At 60.0% G+C, this 16,118-nt stretch carries 16 protein-coding genes; 10 read left to right on the top strand and 6 right to left on the bottom strand.

The genetic code is table 11. The features are described 5' to 3' along the window. The first annotated feature begins 158 nt into the window (after positions 1-158). The 5 genes from oscA (at position 159) to BSF44_RS20195 (ending at position 4,278) form a co-directional block, all read left to right on the top strand. Positions 159-341, top strand: a complete 183-nt coding sequence (gene oscA, locus BSF44_RS20215; protein WP_007975618.1) for a sulfur starvation response protein OscA — start codon at positions 159-161, stop codon at positions 339-341. Between the two features lie 68 nt (positions 342-409). After that, positions 410-1,423 (top strand): sulfate ABC transporter substrate-binding protein, encoded by a 1,014-nt coding sequence (locus tag BSF44_RS20210; protein WP_095945007.1) that lies wholly within the window; start codon positions 410-412, stop codon positions 1,421-1,423. A 161-nt stretch (positions 1,424-1,584) separates the two neighbouring features. Beyond that, complete coding sequence (gene cysT / locus BSF44_RS20205; protein WP_007972956.1) at positions 1,585-2,403, top strand: sulfate ABC transporter permease subunit CysT; 819 nt, start codon at positions 1,585-1,587, stop codon at positions 2,401-2,403. Between the two features lie 12 nt (positions 2,404-2,415). Continuing rightward, positions 2,416-3,285, top strand: coding sequence for a sulfate ABC transporter permease subunit CysW (gene cysW, locus BSF44_RS20200; RefSeq protein WP_008045439.1), 870 nt, complete (start codon positions 2,416-2,418; stop codon positions 3,283-3,285). Positions 3,286-3,288: 3 nt separating this feature from the next. Further along, positions 3,289-4,278 carry a sulfate/molybdate ABC transporter ATP-binding protein gene (locus tag BSF44_RS20195; protein ID WP_095945006.1) on the top strand — a complete coding sequence of 330 codons (990 nt, stop codon included), beginning with the start codon at positions 3,289-3,291 and terminating at the stop codon, positions 4,276-4,278. 89 nt (positions 4,279-4,367) lie between these two features. Here the strand turns inward: BSF44_RS20195 and BSF44_RS20190 are convergent, their stop codons facing one another. Continuing rightward, positions 4,368-4,886 carry a DUF962 domain-containing protein gene (locus tag BSF44_RS20190; RefSeq protein WP_095945005.1) on the bottom strand — a complete coding sequence of 173 codons (519 nt, stop codon included), beginning with the start codon at positions 4,884-4,886 and terminating at the stop codon, positions 4,368-4,370. An 83-nt stretch (positions 4,887-4,969) separates the two neighbouring features. Here BSF44_RS20190 and BSF44_RS20185 point away from each other — a divergent pair, with 83 nt between their 5' ends. The 3 genes from BSF44_RS20185 to BSF44_RS20175 all read left to right on the top strand — a co-directional run bounded on the left by BSF44_RS20185 (position 4,970) and on the right by BSF44_RS20175 (position 7,245). Continuing rightward, a complete protein-coding gene (locus BSF44_RS20185) occupies positions 4,970-5,656 on the top strand; it encodes a Crp/Fnr family transcriptional regulator (RefSeq protein ID WP_095945004.1) in 687 nt (228 codons plus the stop codon). Positions 5,657-5,771: 115 nt separating this feature from the next. Further along, positions 5,772-6,020, top strand: coding sequence for a helix-turn-helix domain-containing protein (locus tag BSF44_RS20180; RefSeq protein WP_095945003.1), 249 nt, complete (start codon positions 5,772-5,774; stop codon positions 6,018-6,020). Then, positions 6,013-7,245: a type II toxin-antitoxin system HipA family toxin gene (locus BSF44_RS20175; RefSeq protein ID WP_095945002.1), complete on the top strand. Its 1,233-nt coding sequence runs from the start codon at positions 6,013-6,015 to the stop codon at positions 7,243-7,245. Before BSF44_RS20180 ends, BSF44_RS20175 begins: the two co-directional genes overlap by 8 nt. On the opposite strand, the gene BSF44_RS20170 is transcribed toward BSF44_RS20175, so the two are convergent. Beyond that, the gene (locus BSF44_RS20170; RefSeq protein ID WP_095945001.1) at positions 7,246-8,250 is read right to left on the bottom strand and encodes an AraC family transcriptional regulator; all 1,005 of its coding nucleotides are present in this window, start codon (positions 8,248-8,250) and stop codon (positions 7,246-7,248) included. 100 nt (positions 8,251-8,350) lie between these two features. Here BSF44_RS20170 and BSF44_RS20165 point away from each other — a divergent pair, with 100 nt between their 5' ends. Further along, positions 8,351-9,424, top strand: coding sequence for a fatty acid desaturase (locus BSF44_RS20165; protein WP_095945000.1), 1,074 nt, complete (start codon positions 8,351-8,353; stop codon positions 9,422-9,424). 132 nt (positions 9,425-9,556) lie between these two features. On the opposite strand, the gene BSF44_RS20160 is transcribed toward BSF44_RS20165, so the two are convergent. The 3 genes from BSF44_RS20160 to BSF44_RS20150 are packed head-to-tail and all read right to left on the bottom strand — an operon-like array spanning position 9,557 to position 13,593. Beyond that, positions 9,557-11,167: an arylsulfatase gene (locus tag BSF44_RS20160; RefSeq protein WP_095944999.1), complete on the bottom strand. Its 1,611-nt coding sequence runs from the start codon at positions 11,165-11,167 to the stop codon at positions 9,557-9,559. 15 nt (positions 11,168-11,182) lie between these two features. After that, positions 11,183-11,998 carry an ABC transporter ATP-binding protein gene (locus BSF44_RS20155; protein WP_095944998.1) on the bottom strand — a complete coding sequence of 272 codons (816 nt, stop codon included), beginning with the start codon at positions 11,996-11,998 and terminating at the stop codon, positions 11,183-11,185. Then, complete coding sequence (locus BSF44_RS20150; RefSeq protein WP_095944997.1) at positions 11,995-13,593, bottom strand: ABC transporter permease; 1,599 nt, start codon at positions 13,591-13,593, stop codon at positions 11,995-11,997. Before BSF44_RS20150 ends, BSF44_RS20155 begins: the two co-directional genes overlap by 4 nt. Positions 13,594-13,995: 402 nt before the next feature. On the opposite strand from BSF44_RS20150, the gene BSF44_RS20145 reads away from it, so the two are divergent. Continuing rightward, positions 13,996-15,009 carry an ABC transporter substrate-binding protein gene (locus tag BSF44_RS20145; RefSeq protein ID WP_095944996.1) on the top strand — a complete coding sequence of 338 codons (1,014 nt, stop codon included), beginning with the start codon at positions 13,996-13,998 and terminating at the stop codon, positions 15,007-15,009. A 125-nt stretch (positions 15,010-15,134) separates the two neighbouring features. Here BSF44_RS20145 and BSF44_RS20140 read toward each other — a convergent pair whose 3' ends face one another. Beyond that, positions 15,135-16,055 (bottom strand): LysR family transcriptional regulator, encoded by a 921-nt coding sequence (locus BSF44_RS20140; protein ID WP_095944995.1) that lies wholly within the window; start codon positions 16,053-16,055, stop codon positions 15,135-15,137. Positions 16,056-16,118 lie beyond the last annotated feature (63 nt).

Raw genomic sequence — 16,118 nt, 5'->3', positions numbered from 1 at the left:
GTTCACCTCAAACCCTTACCCCTTCACTTAATCTCTTCTGGTTATATAAACATTCTTAAATAGTCTTTTTAAGAATATCTACACCTCTCTAGTATTGCTCTCAAGCCGCAAGCAGTGCCGACACTGCGAGGCAACCTCTCAGTTGAAGGAGCAGCAATATGAGCGCATCCCTGCGTAGCGTCGACGGTCAAGACGAAGCCACCATCCTGCGTGAAATCCAGAGTGCCCTGCGCGATCTGCGCTTTGGTGCCGTGGAAATCACCGTGCACAACGCCCAGGTGGTACAGATCGAGCGCAAGGAAAAATTCCGTTTGCAGCAGCCGGGCAACAAGCCGGGCTGAGGCGAATCAGGCAACGCGATATCCCATAAGAAAAAGCCAACAAACCAAGAATTCCAGGAGCTTTCACCATGTCGTCGATTCGTCATTTCGCTTTGGCCGCCCTGGCCAGCGCCCTTTTTGCCGGTTCCGCCGTTGCCAAGGACTACGAGCTGCTCAACGTGTCGTACGACCCGACCCGCGAGCTGTACCAGGACTACAATGCCGAGTTCATCAAATTCTGGCAGAAGGACCACGCGGGCGACACCGTGAAGGTCCAGCAATCCCACGGCGGTTCGGGCAAGCAAGGTCGGGCGGTGATCGACGGCCTGCGCGCCGACGTCGTGACCCTGGCCCTGGCCGGTGATATCGACGAAATCGCCAAGCTTGGCAAGTCCCTGCCGGCGGACTGGCAAAAACGCCTGCCGGACGCTAGCACGCCTTACACCTCGACCATCGTGTTCCTGGTGCGCAAGGGCAACCCCAAAGGCATCAAAGACTGGGGCGACCTGATCAAGAATGACGTCTCGGTGATCACGCCGAACCCGAAAACCTCCGGTGGTGCGCGCTGGAACTTCCTCGCGGCGTGGGCCTATGGCCTGAAAGCCAATGGCGGCGACGAAGCCAAGGCCAAGGAATACGTACAGACCCTGTTCAAGCACGTGCCAGTGCTGGACACCGGCGCTCGCGGCTCGACCATTACCTTCGTCAACAACGGTCAGGGCGACGTATTGCTGGCCTGGGAAAACGAAGCCTTCCTGGCCCTGAAAGAAGAGGGCGGCGCCGACAAGTTCGACATCGTCGTGCCTTCGCTGTCGATTCTCGCCGAGCCACCCGTGGCGGTAGTCGACAAAAATGCCGGGAAAAAGGGCAACGAGCAGATCGCCGAGGCCTATCTCAAGCACCTGTACAGCCCGGCCGGCCAGGAAATCGCGGCGAAGAACTTCTATCGTCCACGTGACAAGGATGTGGCCGCCAAGTACGCCCAGCAGTTCCCGAAACTGGAACTGGTGAGCATCGACAAGGACTTCGGCGGCTGGAAAACCGCACAGCCGAAATTCTTCAATGACGGGGGCGTGTTCGACCAGATCTATCAGGCGCAGTAATCCTGATGTCAATTGGCTAAGGTGTTTAACGTGTGGGAGCGAGCCTGCTCGCGAAGACGGTATTTCAGGCGACAGGGATGTTGACTGGTACTCCCCCTTCGCGAGCAGGCTCGCTCCCACATGAATGCACTTGGCAGAACAAAATTTAACCAGGGACTTTTATGTCGCGTCGTATCTCCCCCGTCATACCCGGCTTCGGGCTGACGCTGGGCTACACCTTGGTGTACCTCAGCCTGATTGTGCTCATACCACTGGCGGCGATGTTCGTGCATGCCGCTCAACTCACCTGGGATCAATTCTGGGCAATCATCTCGGCGCCACGGGTGCTGGCCGCGTTGAAGCTCAGTTTCGGCACTGCCCTGTGTGCCGCGATCATCAACGGCATCATCGGCACGCTGTTGGCCTGGGTATTAGTGCGCTATACCTTCCCTGGACGAAAAGTGATCGATGCAATGATCGACTTGCCGTTCGCATTGCCCACGGCGGTGGCCGGTATTGCGCTGACGGCGCTGTACACCCCAACCGGTCTGGTGGGTCAGTTTGCAGCGGATCTGGGTTTCAAGATCGCCTACACCCCTCTGGGCATCACCCTCGCCCTCACTTTTGTGACACTTCCATTCGTAGTACGTACCGTACAGCCAGTATTGGCGGATATTCCCCGTGAAGTGGAAGAAGCGGCAGCGTGCCTGGGGGCAAAACCGTTGCAGGTTTTCCGCCATATCCTGCTGCCGGCACTGCTTCCGGCATGGCTCACCGGTTTCGCCTTGGCCTTTGCCCGCGGGGTCGGCGAGTATGGTTCGGTGATTTTCATCGCCGGCAACATGCCGATGAAAACCGAGATTCTGCCGCTGCTGATCATGGTCAAGCTCGACCAATACGATTACACCGGCGCTACCTCCATTGGTGTACTGATGCTGGTGGTTTCCTTCGTCCTGTTGCTGCTGATCAACTTGTTGCAGCGGCGCATCGAAACCCCATAAGGAGGCGCACCCATGTCCCAATCGTCTATTGCTGCCGCTTCCTCGAACGCTGCCCGTCGTGGCAGTGCGACTTCTCGGCGAATCCTGATCGGCCTTGGCTGGCTGATTTTTGCACTGTTCCTGTTGCTGCCGCTGTTCATCGTGGTGTCCCAGGGGCTGAAGCTCGGCCTCGGGGCGTTTTTCACCGCGATCTTTGAGGCGGACGCGCTATCGGCGCTGAAGCTCACGGTCATCGCCGTGCTGATTTCGGTGCCGCTGAACCTGGTGTTCGGCGTCAGCGCCGCCTGGTGCGTGAGCAAGTACTCGTTCCGCGGCAAGAGCATGCTGGTGACCCTGATCGACCTGCCGTTCTCGGTATCGCCGGTGATCGCCGGCCTGGTCTATGTGCTGATGTTCGGCGCCCAGGGCCTGTTCGGCCCGTGGTTGCAGGACCACGACATCCAGATCGTCTTCGCCCTGCCGGGCATCGTGCTGGCGACGATCTTCGTCACCGTGCCGTTCGTGGCCCGTGAACTGATCCCGCTGATGCAGGAACAAGGCACCCAGGAAGAGGAGGCCGCGCGTCTGCTCGGGGCCAACGGCTGGCAGATGTTCTGGCACGTCACCGTGCCCAACATCAAATGGGGCCTGATCTATGGCGTGGTGTTGTGTACCGCGCGGGCCATGGGGGAATTCGGTGCGGTGTCGGTGGTGTCCGGGCACATTCGCGGGGTGACCAACACCCTGCCGTTGCACGTCGAGATCCTCTACAACGAATACAACCACGTGGCGGCATTCGCCGTGGCGAGCCTGTTGCTGATCCTGGCGCTCTTCATCCTGCTGCTCAAGCAGTGGAGCGAAAACCGTATTAACCGCCTGCGCGCCAGCGCCGCGGAGGAATAATTCATGTCGATCGAAGTGCGTAACGTCAGCAAGAACTTCCATGCCTTCAAGGCGCTGGACAACATCAGCCTGGACATCCAGAGCGGCGAACTCGTCGCCTTGCTCGGTCCGTCGGGTTGCGGCAAGACCACGCTGCTACGGATCATCGCCGGCCTGGAAACCCCGGACCAGGGCAACATCGTGTTCCACGGTGAAGACGTTTCCGGCCACGACGTGCGCGATCGCAACGTCGGTTTCGTGTTCCAGCACTACGCGTTGTTCCGCCACATGACAGTGTTCGACAACGTCGCGTTCGGCCTGCGCATGAAGCCGAAAAGCCAGCGCCCGAGCGAAAGCCAGATCGCAACCAAAGTCCATGAACTGCTGAACATGGTGCAACTGGACTGGTTGTCGGATCGCTACCCGGAGCAACTCTCCGGTGGTCAGCGCCAGCGCATTGCCCTGGCTCGGGCGCTGGCGGTGGAGCCGAAAGTGCTGCTGCTCGACGAGCCTTTCGGCGCCCTCGACGCCAAGGTCCGTAAAGAACTGCGCCGCTGGTTGGCGCGTCTGCACGAAGACATCAACCTGACCTCGGTGTTCGTGACCCACGACCAGGAAGAAGCGATGGAAGTCGCCGACCGTATCGTGGTGATGAACAAGGGTGTGATCGAACAGATCGGCTCACCGGGTGACGTCTACGAAAACCCGGCCAGCGATTTCGTCTATCACTTCCTCGGTGATTCGAACCGACTGCACCTGGGCGAAGACAAGCACGTGCTGTTCCGCCCGCACGAGGTGTCGTTGTCACGCCATGAGCTGGAAGATCACCACGCGGCTGAAGTGCGGGATATTCGACCGCTGGGCGCGACGACACGGGTGACGTTGAAGGTCGAAGGGCAGAGCGATCTGATCGAAGCTGAAGTGGTCAAGGATCACGACAGCCTGGTTGGTTTGGCGAAAGGCGAGACGCTGTTCTTCAAGCCGAAGGTCTGGCAGAAGGTTGCGAATATCTAAGGCAAAAGCTTCGCGAGCAGGCTCGCTCCCACAGTGGATTTGTGAACGACGCAAATCAGTGTGGGAGCGAGCCTGCTCGCGATAACTATCTAAACAGCGGCACGCTTCGGATTGACCCGCACCCCACCCGCCCGCGCCTCGATCTGCTCTTTGAGCTCATGCCGCATCCCCAGCATGAACGCCAACTCGGCCACCACAAACAACGGCCCGACAATCAACCCGGTCATGTCATCGACAAATGCCGGTTTGCGCCCTTCGTAGTGATGGCCGACAAACTGGATCGCCCAGCCGATCACGAACATCGCCACGCCACTGCCCAGCCAGACCAGCGTGCTTTGTTGCGCCAGCACCTGACCTGCCCAGACACACAGCCCGAGCAACACCGTCATCAGCACCCCAAGGCGCAGTTCAAGGCGCAGGTAAAACCACGCTGAGGCCAGTGACACCAGCACCGCCGGCGAAAGCCAGCCCCCGGCCCACTGCGGACGTGACAGCAGCACGGCCACGGCCACCACGATCAGCGGAATGCCGATAAAGTGCGAGGCGATGTTGCGCGGGTCACGGTGGTAGGCGGCGTATTGACTGAGGTGGTCGACGAGGCTTTTCATTGTTGTTCTCCTGTGGGGTGATTGATCATGCCCCGGGGTCACTTCCCGCTCTGTCAGCCAGGCGACAATCTCTAGGAGTTTTCATGGATATGCAGGTCTGGCGTCCACGCCTGATGAGCGGTCAGTGGTTCAGCCATTTGCCTGTTTCCCTACAGGATAGCCTGCTGTCGGTGGCCAGGCTGCGGCGCCTGTCGCCGGGGCAGCGGCTGTTCAAGCGTGGCGGTCCGCCCTGCGGCCTGTACGCGGTGCTTGAAGGCGCGGTGCGCGTCGGGGCAGTGAGTGAGCAGGGCAAGGAAGCGTTGCTGAGCCTGGTGGAGCCGCCGCACTGGTTCGGCGAAATCTGCCTGTTCGATGGCCAGCCACGCACCCACGATGCGTACGGCGTGGGCCAGTGCACGCTGCTGCACATTCCTCAGAACACCTTGCTGGCGCTGCTCGACGAGCAACCGCAGCACTGGCGGCAACTGGCGTTGCTGATGAGCCAGAAATTGCGCATGACCTTCATCAACCTCGAACAACTGAGCCTGTTGCCGGCCCCGGCACGGCTGGCGCACCGCTTGCTGATGATCGCCGAAGGCTATGGCGAGACCGCCCCACCGCGTCGCGTCCTGCAGCTGCCCCAGGAGCAGCTTGCCGCCATGTTGTCGCTATCGCGCCAAACCACCAACCAGATCCTCAAGGAGTTACAGGGGCAAGGGATCATCGGGCTGAGTTACGGCGAAATTGAAATCCTCGATGCCGTGCGGTTGCGGGTGCTGGCGATGGTTTGATGTCTGGTAGGGGCGTCAGCAAATGTAGCTGGACTTCAATCATGACATGAACTAAATACAATGCATAATCGTTAAACTGATAAAATATGCACTGTATACGATGCATGGTGGTGAAATGGAAAACCTTGGCAAGCTGATCCGAACGTTACGCAAGGAAAGAAAACTCTCCCAGCAGGCATTGGCACATCAGTACGGAATGAGCCGGGCGACGATCTCCGGGATTGAAAACAACACCCTCTCCGAAATTGGTCTGCGCAAGGTAGAGGCGATCCTCAATGGCTTCGGTTATGAGCTGACTGCCGTGCCGCGACAGTCGAAGCGGCCGACGCTGGACACCCTGAAAAAGGTGGATTTCCATGGATGAGCCGCAGGAGAAGGATCGACTGGCTATCAGCGTTTCCAACAGCGCGGTCGGAGTCCTTGGTCGTGGTCAGTCACCCGTTGATAGCGTGTTTGCCTACGCCGAAAACGCGTCAGAACAAAACGCCGTCTCGTTGACCATGCCGGTGCGGCTGGAGAGTTACGCGTGGGAATCGGGCGTTCCACCGGTTTTTGAAATGAATCTGCCTGAGGGAGCCCTGCGTGATGAATTGACTCGTCGCTTCAGCAAGGCCGTCCGGGGGTTTGACGATTTTTCGATGCTTGCCATCGTCGGCCCGCACCAGCTCGGAAGAGTCTGCATTTCAACGGCCCAGGGTCCGGGCGACCAGCCACCTGAAACCAGCCTGGCGGACCTTCTTGTACATGATGGTGCGCAAGGTCTGTTCGAAGACCTCTTGCAGACCTATGGCCAGTATTCAGGCGTTTCCGGTGTACAGCCGAAGGTACTGGTGCGTGACAGCGCATCAACCATCGATCGGCTGTCCCATCGGGGGGCCACGCATCTGGTCAAAGCCTTTCGTCCTGAGCAATACCCGGAACTCGCTGCCAATGAATACTTCTGCATGCGGGCGGCGTTGCATTCGGGTCTTGAGGTACCGAAGTTTGAACTCAGTGAGCACGGCAAGTTTTTGATCGTTGAACGCTTCGATCTGAATGAAAAAGGTTACCTGGGGTTCGAGGACTTCTGCGTGCTCAATGCCTGGCCATCAAAAGCCAAATACGATGGTTCGTACGAAGGTGCGGCCAAGCAGATCAAGGCGTTTGTTTCCCCGCCTTTGCTCAATCAGGCACTGGAGTCGTTTTTCAAAATCGTCGCGCTGTCATCGGGTCTGAAAAATGGCGACGCGCACCTCAAGAACTTTGGCGTTCTGTACGAAGACTGTGGTGTCGATGCAGTAATCAGCCTGGCACCTGCCTACGACATCATCACCACGTCGGTCTACATCAAGACCGATAGCATGGCGTTGTTACTGGGCGGATCGAAGGCGTGGCCCAAGTACAAAATGCTGATGCGGTTTGGCCGCTCCGCCTGCAATTTGACCGAGGGGCGCTGCAACGAATTGCTGCAACAGGTCATCCATGGGATGGCAGTGGCGATGGGCGAGATGGGTCAACACATAAAGGCAAACAGTGCCTTTGCCGCAGTTGGAGAGGCAATGCTGGAGCAGTGGAAAGAGGGTATGGCTCGCAGCCTGGTCAAAGGCTGATCAGCGCAACCCATCCCGAAACTGCCCCGGCGTCATACCCGTCCAGCGCTTGAACGCACGACTGAAGCTGCTGGTGTCGGCAAACCCGAGCAGATAACTGATCTCGCTCAACGAACATTGCGGGTCACGCAGGTGCAGCAGCGCGAGGTTTTCGCGGCTTTCGTTGAGCAGCGTGTCGAACCGGTAGCCTTCATCGGCCAGGTGCCGTTGCAGGCTGCGCAAGCTCAGGTGCAGGGCCTTGGCGATGTGTTCGGCGCTCGGTTCGCCTTCGGGCAGTTGTTCTTCAATGGCGTCGCGGACCTTGCGCTCCCACGTCAGTGGCTTGAGTTGCGCCAGGGTGCGCTTGAGCACGGTTTCATTGTGTTCGGCCAGCTCCGGATTGGCATCGTCCAGGTGGCTGTCGAAATCGACGAGGGCGAACTCCAGTCGGTCTTCGTCGGCGCCGAAGTGCACGGGCGAGCGAAAGACTTTATGCCATTGGTGTGCGTCTGCCGGCTCCGGGCGGCGCAGGTAGGTCGCCAGTGGCGCGTAGTCGCGACCCAGGCGATTGCGGCAGGTGCGCACGTAAATCGCCATGAACGCGTCGATGGCTTCGAAGGCAGGAGCCGGGTTGCCTACCGGAATTTTCAGACTGAAACAGTAGCGATCCTCGGCGCGGGTCAGCTCCAGTTCCAGGGCATCGCTGACCACCTGGTGATAACGCACGATGCGCTCGAACACTTCCCGCAGGCTGCCGCTGGCGACCAGCGCATAACCCAGCGCATGGAAAGTGGTCGGGCTGACGAAACGCGAAACCCGCAAACCGATCGCCGGATCGCCGCTGGCCTGCACCGCCAGATTCCACAGGTGCGTGGTGCCAGACAGCGGGTAGCGCGCGTTCGGGTCGTCCATCAGTTGCGGGTCGAGCCCCGCTTGCTGGCACAGGGCGGTGCTGTCGATGCCCAGGGCATCGAGTTGCTTGCGCAGGGCGCGGGTCCAGCTGGCGAGGGAGGTCGGTTCAGTCATGCTGATTGGCGCTTCCGGTCAACAGGTTGGCGTTCTCGGCTACCGCGTTGCGAAGGATCGCAAGGCAGGATGCAACCATCAATAACCAGAGGATGGAAGCATGAGCGGTACTTCTGCAAGCCCCCAGCGACTGAATGCATCGCAGCGATCAGCGTATATCCGTGAAGTGGTACTGGCCAAAGGCGTCGAGTTGCGCGAGCGCTATTCGATTCTCAAGCATCAGGACGCCCTCGGTGCAGGCATTCTGACCTTCGCTTTGGCAGGTATGGTGGGTTCGGCGGCGCTCTACATGACCGGGCACATGGCCTGGTGGGCGTGCCTGTTGCTCAACGCCTTTTTCGCCTCGTTGACCCATGAACTGGAACACGACCTGATCCACAGCATGTACTTCCGCAAGCAGAAGGTGCCGCACAACCTGATGATGGGGTTGGTGTGGCTGGCGCGGCCGAGCACCATCAATCCGTGGATTCGCCGCCATCTGCACCTCAATCACCACAAGGTGTCGGGCTCTGAAACCGACATGGAAGAACGCGCCATCACCAACGGTGAACCATGGGGCATCGCGCGATTCTTGATGATTGGCGACAACATGATGTCGTCGTTCATCCGCCTGCTGCGGGCCAAGACCCGGGTGCAAAAGATCAGCATCATCCAGCGCACGCTGAAGGTCTACGCACCGCTGGCGCTGATGCATTGGGGCGCGTGGTACGTGTTTCTCGGTTTCCACGCAGCGAACGGCGTAGCACACCTGATGGGCGCGCCGATCGAGTGGTCGGCGACCACGTTGTCGGTGATGCAGGTGATCGACATCGCGGCAGTCGTGATCATCGGCCCGAACGTGTTGCGCACGTTCTGCCTGCACTTCATCAGCTCGAACATGCACTACTACGGTGACGTGGAGCCGGGCAACGTGATGCAGCAGTGCCAGGTGCTGAACGCGTGGTGGCTGTGGCCGTTGCAGGCGTTCTGCTTCAACTTCGGCAGCAGCCACGGGATTCATCATTTTGTGGTGAAGGAGCCGTTCTACATCCGCCAGTTGACTGTGTCGGTGGGGCACAAAGTGATGCGCGAGATGGGTGTGCGGTTCAATGATTTCGGCACGTTTGCGCGGGCTAACCGGTTTGAGCGCAGGGAAGAAGTGGCTGCAGAAAAGGGGCGTACGGCTCAGGCTTGAGGGTTGTTTGTAAGGGCCTCTTCGCGAGCAGGCTCGCTCCCACATGAGATCTCGATTGTTCACAAATATTGTGTTCACTGAAGATCAAAGGTGGGAGCGAGCTTGCTCGCGATAGCGGTGGATCAGACAGCATCAATCCGGCTGGAATGGCGACTCACTCAGGATCACCCCAGTCTCATCCACATACCGCTGCCAGTGCTCGATCAAGGCACCGAGCTTGTGCGGTTGGCTCGACGCCAGGTCATGAATCTCCCCTGGATCATTGCCCAGGTCATACAGTTGCCAGGTCGCCGGCCCGACCGGTCCCGGGATGTACACCGCCTTCCATTGCCCTTGTCGAATCGCCCGTCGACCGAACAATTCCCACCCGGTGACGGTGTGCTCGTCATGTACTTGCGCCGTCTCGCCCGACAGGAACCCAAGCCACGACTTCCCGCGAACGTCCGCCACGGGCTTGCCGTGCCATTGCTTGCCCGGATGGCGCACGCCGGCAAGATCCAGAATGGTCGGCGTGATGTCCATCACCGTGCCGAAACCGTGGCTGATCTGGCCCTTGAGCGGCAGCTGCGGATAATGCACAAGCGCCGGAACACGGATCCCGCCTTCGGTGGTGAAGGCCTTGAACAACCGCGACGGCGCGGTCGCCACTTGCGCCCAGTTCGGCCCGTACCAGACGTAGGAGTTGGCGCGGCCGATGTTGTCCAGGCTGTTGTCGTAATGCTGGTTGAGATAGGTCAGCAACTGCGGGCCGAATTTCGGGAAGGCTTCGAGCAATGCCCCTTCGGCACCGTTATCGGACATGAACAGAATGAAGGTGTTGTCCAGTTGCCCCTGCTGGCGCAGGTAGTCGACGACCCGCCCGATGTTCCAGTCCATGCGCTCGACCATCGCCGCGTAAACCTCCATGGCCCGCGCGGAGATCTGCCGCTGCTCATCGCTCAGGGCATCCCATTGTGCAGTCAACTGGATCAACGGATGGGGCTCGACATCGGCCTCGATCAGCCCCAGTTTCTTGAGTTTTTCCAGGCGCTCAAGTCGCAGCACTTCAGGGCCGGCGTCATAACGCCCGCGGTATTTTTCCACCACTTCGACCGGCGCCTGCAAAGGCCAGTGCGGCGCGGAAAACGGCAGGTAGGCGAAGAACGGCCGGGTCTGGTCGCGCTCCTTGAGGTATTGCAGCAGCTTGTCGCCAAAGGCATCGGAGGAATAGAAATCCTTGGGCAGTTCATCGATGAATTGGTCGTCTTCGATGTACAGCGCCGGGGTGGATTTCAGCAGCCGTGGCGTTGTTTCATCGTAGGTCGGCTCAAAGCCGTAATGGTTGGCGGCACCGGGCAGCAACGAGAACGAACGCTCGAAACCCCGGGCGTGAGGTGCCAGCTCAGCGGTCAGGCCCAGGTGCCATTTACCGCTCATCAACGTCTGGTAACCCGCCTCGCGCAACAACTCGGGCAGGGCGACCACGCGGTCGTTCAGGTGCCCTTCGTAACCCGGTTTGCCGATCAGGTCCGGGGTCAATGCTTCGGCCATGGTGCCGATGCCTGCGATGTGGTGATCGGTGCCGGTGAGCAGCATCGACCGGGTCGGCGAGCAGGTCGGCGCGGTGTGAAAATCGGTGAGGCGCAAACCGTTGTTGGCCAGTGCATCGAGGTTCGGCGTATTGATTTCGCCACCGAAGGCGCCGATGTCGGAAAAGCCCAGGTCATCGGCCAGGATCACTAGAAAGTTGGGACGTTGCGGCATCAGGCATTTCCTTTTTCAGTAGGCAATGAAGGACAGCGGCAGATCGCGAACCTGCACCGGCACGGGGGGCTGGTAGTGATCGTCGCTGGTGAGTTCGTGCAGCAGTTCTTCGCGCAGCTGGTGGAAGTCGAAACTGCTGCGTTGGCGCGGATGGGGCAGGGCAATGTCGACCACTTGCTTGATCCGCCCCGGACGCGGCTCCATTACCACAACGCGGTCGGCGAGGAAGATCGCTTCCTCGACATCGTGGGTGACCAGCACGGTGGTGATTTTTGCCCGGGCGCGGATCGCCAACAGTTCGTCCTGCATCTGCTGGCGGGTCAGCGCATCGAGGGCGCCGAAGGGCTCGTCCAGCAGCAGAATCCGTGGGCTGGCCACTAGGCCGCGAGCGATGGCCACGCGCTGCGCCATGCCGCCGGAGAGCTGGTGTGGATAGGCGCGGGCGAAGTCGCCCAGGCCCACCAGTTCGATGAAATCATGGATACGCTTGTGCTTTTGCGCAGCGCTCAAAGGCTCGTTGACCAGGCCCAGACCGATGTTGTCGGCCACGCTCAGCCACGGGAACAAGCGGTGTTCCTGGAAGACGATGCCGCGCTCGCCGCCGATGCCGGTGACAGCTTTTCCATCCACGCTGATCTGCCCGCGAAATTGCGTATCGAGGCCCACCAGCAGTCGCAGCAAAGTGGATTTGCCGCAACCGCTGGAGCCGACGATGGCGACGAATTCGCCCTCGGCGATGTCCAGGTTGAATTCGCGGATGGCCTCAAGTGTGAAGCCGTCGACGTCGAAGGTTTTGCCCACGTGATTGAAGCTGACAATCGGTGCGTTCATGCGTGTCTCCAGCGAGTGGCGCGGATTTCCAGGCGTTGGCCAATGAGGTTGAGCAGGGCACCGGTCAGGCCCACCAGCAGCATGCCGGCCATGATCAGGTCCATGCGCAGCAGTTGCTGGGCGCCGATCATCTGGCTGCCGATGCCGCCGTTGGACGGCATGAAATATTCGGCGCCGATGGTGCCGAGCCAGGCGTAGATCAGGCTTAGCCGAAGCCCTGCAAAAATCCCCGGTGCCGCGCCCGGTAGCACCAGTCGACCGAGTCGCTGGCACAGATTCAGGCGCAGCACCTGCGCGGCCTCGTTCAGTTGCGGCGACAGGTGGGCGACGCTGCGCTGGGTGGCGATGAACAGCGGGAAAAAGGCGGCCAGGGCAACGAACACCCACTTGGCCAATTCCCCCAGACCGAACCACGCGGTGAGCAGCGGCACCCAGGCGAAAATGGCGATCTGGCGGAGGGCGGCGAGGGTCGGGCCGAGCACGCGCTCACTGGTGCGCGACAACCCCAGCAACAGCCCCAAGGCAAACCCGAGCCCGCCACCGAGCAGCAATCCGCCAAGGGTTCGGCCCAGGCTCAGGGCCATGCCGCCAATCAGCGTGCCGTCGAGCAATCCATCCCGAGTCGTCTGCAGGACCGCCAGCGGGCTGACCAGAATGTTCGCGTCAATCCATTGCTGATCCGAAGTCAGTTGCCACAACGCCAGGAGCGCCAGTGGCAGCAGCCACGGTTGCAATCGCTGCCAGCCTTGATAACGCGGCCCACGACGGATTTCGGCGGTGGCCGGGTGCGGCCAGTGCACCAGTTTCCTGTCCAGCAGACCGATACCGCGATCCATCGCCACGCCGATCAAGCCGATCACCACGATGCACACGAACACGATGTCGAGCATGAACAACTGCCGCGCCCAGACCATCAGGTAGCCGATGCCTTCGCTGGAAGCGAGCAGTTCGACAGCGAGCAGTGAAGTCCAGCCGGCGGCCAGCGCGAGGCGCACACCGGCCATGAATGCCGGCAGCGCGGCAGGCAGCACCAGGCGGCGGATCAACAGGTGCCTGGGCAGGCGCAACACGGCGGCGGCTTCGCGCAGCTTTGGTTGTGCATCGCGCACACCAACCAGCGTATGCAGGGTTACCGGCACCACGATGGCCTTGATCAGCACCACCAGCTTCAGCACTTCACCGATGCCGAAAAACACCATGAACAACGGAATCCAGGCCAGGGTCGGGACTTGGGCCAACCCGGCGAAGGTTGGAAATACCAGGCGCTCCAGTCGACGACTGAAACCCAGTGCCGCACCCAAAACAGCGCCCGCGATGATCCCGGCCAGCAAGCCCCAGAACAAGCGCTGAAGACTGATCCACAAATGGCTCCACAACTCGCCTTGGGACAGCTCCAGTGCACTGCTCCAGACAAGGCTCGGTGCCGGCAGGATCTGCTCGCTCATCCAGTGATTGCGGCTGGCGAGCCACCAGAGCGTGAACAGGGTGATGGGTAGCAACCAAGGCAACAGCCGACGACTCAAGCTGGGCCAGAGGCGCTGGTTTTCCAGTGGTGGCGCGGCTAGCGGCAGGCTGAGAAGAGAAACACGGGCCATGAATGACCTCCGTTGTCGGGTTGCAATAAAGACCTGCTTTTTTGTAGGAGTGAGCCTGCTCGCGATAGCGGTGTGTCAGGCAAAGATGTCTCGATTGACCTTCCGCTATTCGCGAGCAGGCTCGCTCCTACAAGGTTCAAGGCGTATGCAAAATTGATCTATAAAATTCAAAATCAATACTATTGAGAGATAAGAGAAGCCATTTATGGCCTCCCTAAGCCTCCGCATCCAATGCATTCGAAGAATATTTTTGATGCCGTTTGGGCATATCGGCGGAGAGCCCCGGATGCATTGACATAGACCTAAACGATCTAAAAATGTGAATTTATAGTATTTAAATGTTGGTGAAGATTCAGCCTAGTTTCAGCTCCTCAACGCCCGTCGCCCCAAGGAGCCGCACCCATGAAACTTCCCTTCAAACGTGTCATCAGTTTGTTCGCCGCACCGGCCCTGGCGGGGCTGCTGGCTTTCACGGTCAACGCTAGCGAACTCAAGGAAATCCGCATCGCGGTGCCGGACCTGAGTGCCGGTACCCAGCACAGCGGCGGCGGTGTGGTGGATGTGCTGCGTGATCAACAGATCTTCGAAAAGGCTTTCGCCGATCAAGGCATCAAGATTCAGTGGAGCTTCTTCAAGGGCGCAGGCCCCGTGATTAACGAGGCGTTCGCCAACGGTCAGGTGGACCTGGCCTACCTCGGCGATCTGGCGGCCATCATCGGCAAGTCCAATGGTCTGGATACGCGACTGCTCAGTGCCTCGGCGCGCGGGGTAAAGCATTACCTCGGCGTAGTGCCGGGTTCGGGGATCAAGACCCTGCAGGACCTAAAGGGCAAACGCGTGGCGATCTTCCGTGGCACCGCCAGCCAGCTGTCCTTCGATGCGGCGCTGGCCAGTCAGGGCTTGAGCGAGAAGGACGTGAAAGTCATCAACCTGGACTTCAACGCGGCGGTCGCGGCGCTGGCGGCGAAGCAGATCGATGCGTCGTGGGGCGGTTCCGGGCTGACGGCGTTGCAAGCCAAGGGGCTGGCCGAGTTGCCGCTCAATACCAAGGATCTGGGCGGCGCCGGCAGTGTGCAGGCGGTGCTGATAGGGACCGGGAAGTTTGTCGATGCGCATCCGGAAGCGGTGGCGAAACTGCTCAAGGCCCAACAGCAGGCCGTGGAGTGGCTGACCCAGGACAGCAACAAGGACGCTTACATTCAGTTGGTGTCGGGGCTGGCGAGTTATCCGGCGGTGATCCTCACGCAGGATCTGAAGGATCAGAAGCTGAGCGAGGTTTTCCCCTCGACGCTTGATCCAGTGTTCCTTGGCAAGTTGCAGGATGCGGTGGATTTGGCTTCGCAGCAGAAGCTGATCCGCAAGTCGTTCAAGGTCAGCGATTGGGTGGCGCCGGAGTTGGCTGCGGCGAAGCTCTGAAATTTCTGGCGGTCTTACTGGCCCCATCGCGAGCAGGCTCGCTCCCACAGGGGATCTCTGTCGGACACACAGTTTGTGTACGACTCAAATCCAATGTGGGAGCGAGCCTGCTCGCGATGGGGCCATCAAACCGCGACGCTGATCTGCTGCCTGTCCACCGCCACCAACGTCTCGATCATCGCCCGCGCCGCCGGCGACAAGCGGAACCCGGTGCGACTGACGATCCCGCACCGCGCATTCATGCTCTCGATGTTCTGCGGCAGATTGCGCCAGTGCAGTAGTGCCAGGGAACCCTGGGCAATGTCTTCAACAAACGCTTCTTCAGTCCCCACGCCAATCGCATTCGATTGCAGCACCACTTTCACCAGCGCCGGGAAATGCTCTGTCTCGATGGTCGGTGAAAAATCCACTCGCCCACTGAGGTTCGCCAGCAGTTTGCGAATGCCCGGCGGAATCATCGTAGTCGCCAGTGGGTAATCGAACATGTCGTTGGTCGACAGGCTCTCCTTGGCCAGCAGCGGGTGCCCGGGTCGGCAGAAAAACACACCGCGCTTGGGCGTCAGGGCCTGGGTCTGAAAGTTCGGGTCAGACTCGAAATGGCGGATGTCGGCGATGAAAAATTCGATCTCCTCACGGCTCAGGGCGCGGCTGAGTTTTTCCCAGTTATCCACCTCGAAACAGGTGCGCACTTTCGGGTGCGCATTGATGAATTGCGCCACCGCATCCGGCACCAGTTTCACCGCCGGTGCCGGGCCGCAACCGAAGCGCAGTTCACCGGCATCGAGCTTGGTCATCTGCGTCACTTCGGCATTCAAGAGGGCCGCGCCTTGTACCAGGCTGCGGGCATGTTGCAGCACCACCAGACCTTCGGGGGTGGGGCGCAAGTCCTTGTTGCCACGGTCCACCAACACGCAGCCGAACTCGTGTTCGAGCCCCTGAATGCTGCGGCTGAAGGCAGGCTGGGTAATGCCCATGGCCTCGGCCGCGCGCACGAAACTGCGGTGCTCGTCGAGGGCGATGAAGTAACGCAACTGACGAAGATCCATATGCTTTTCCGGCATCCTAAAAATAGCTCGAAGGCATTTGCGACGAGGGTTGACTGAGGTTTT

The sequence above is a fragment of the Pseudomonas sp. ACN8 genome (genome assembly GCF_002303925.1).
Classification (GTDB): domain Bacteria; phylum Pseudomonadota; class Gammaproteobacteria; order Pseudomonadales; family Pseudomonadaceae; genus Aquipseudomonas.
This window is presented reverse-complemented; position numbering and strand designations above follow the sequence as displayed.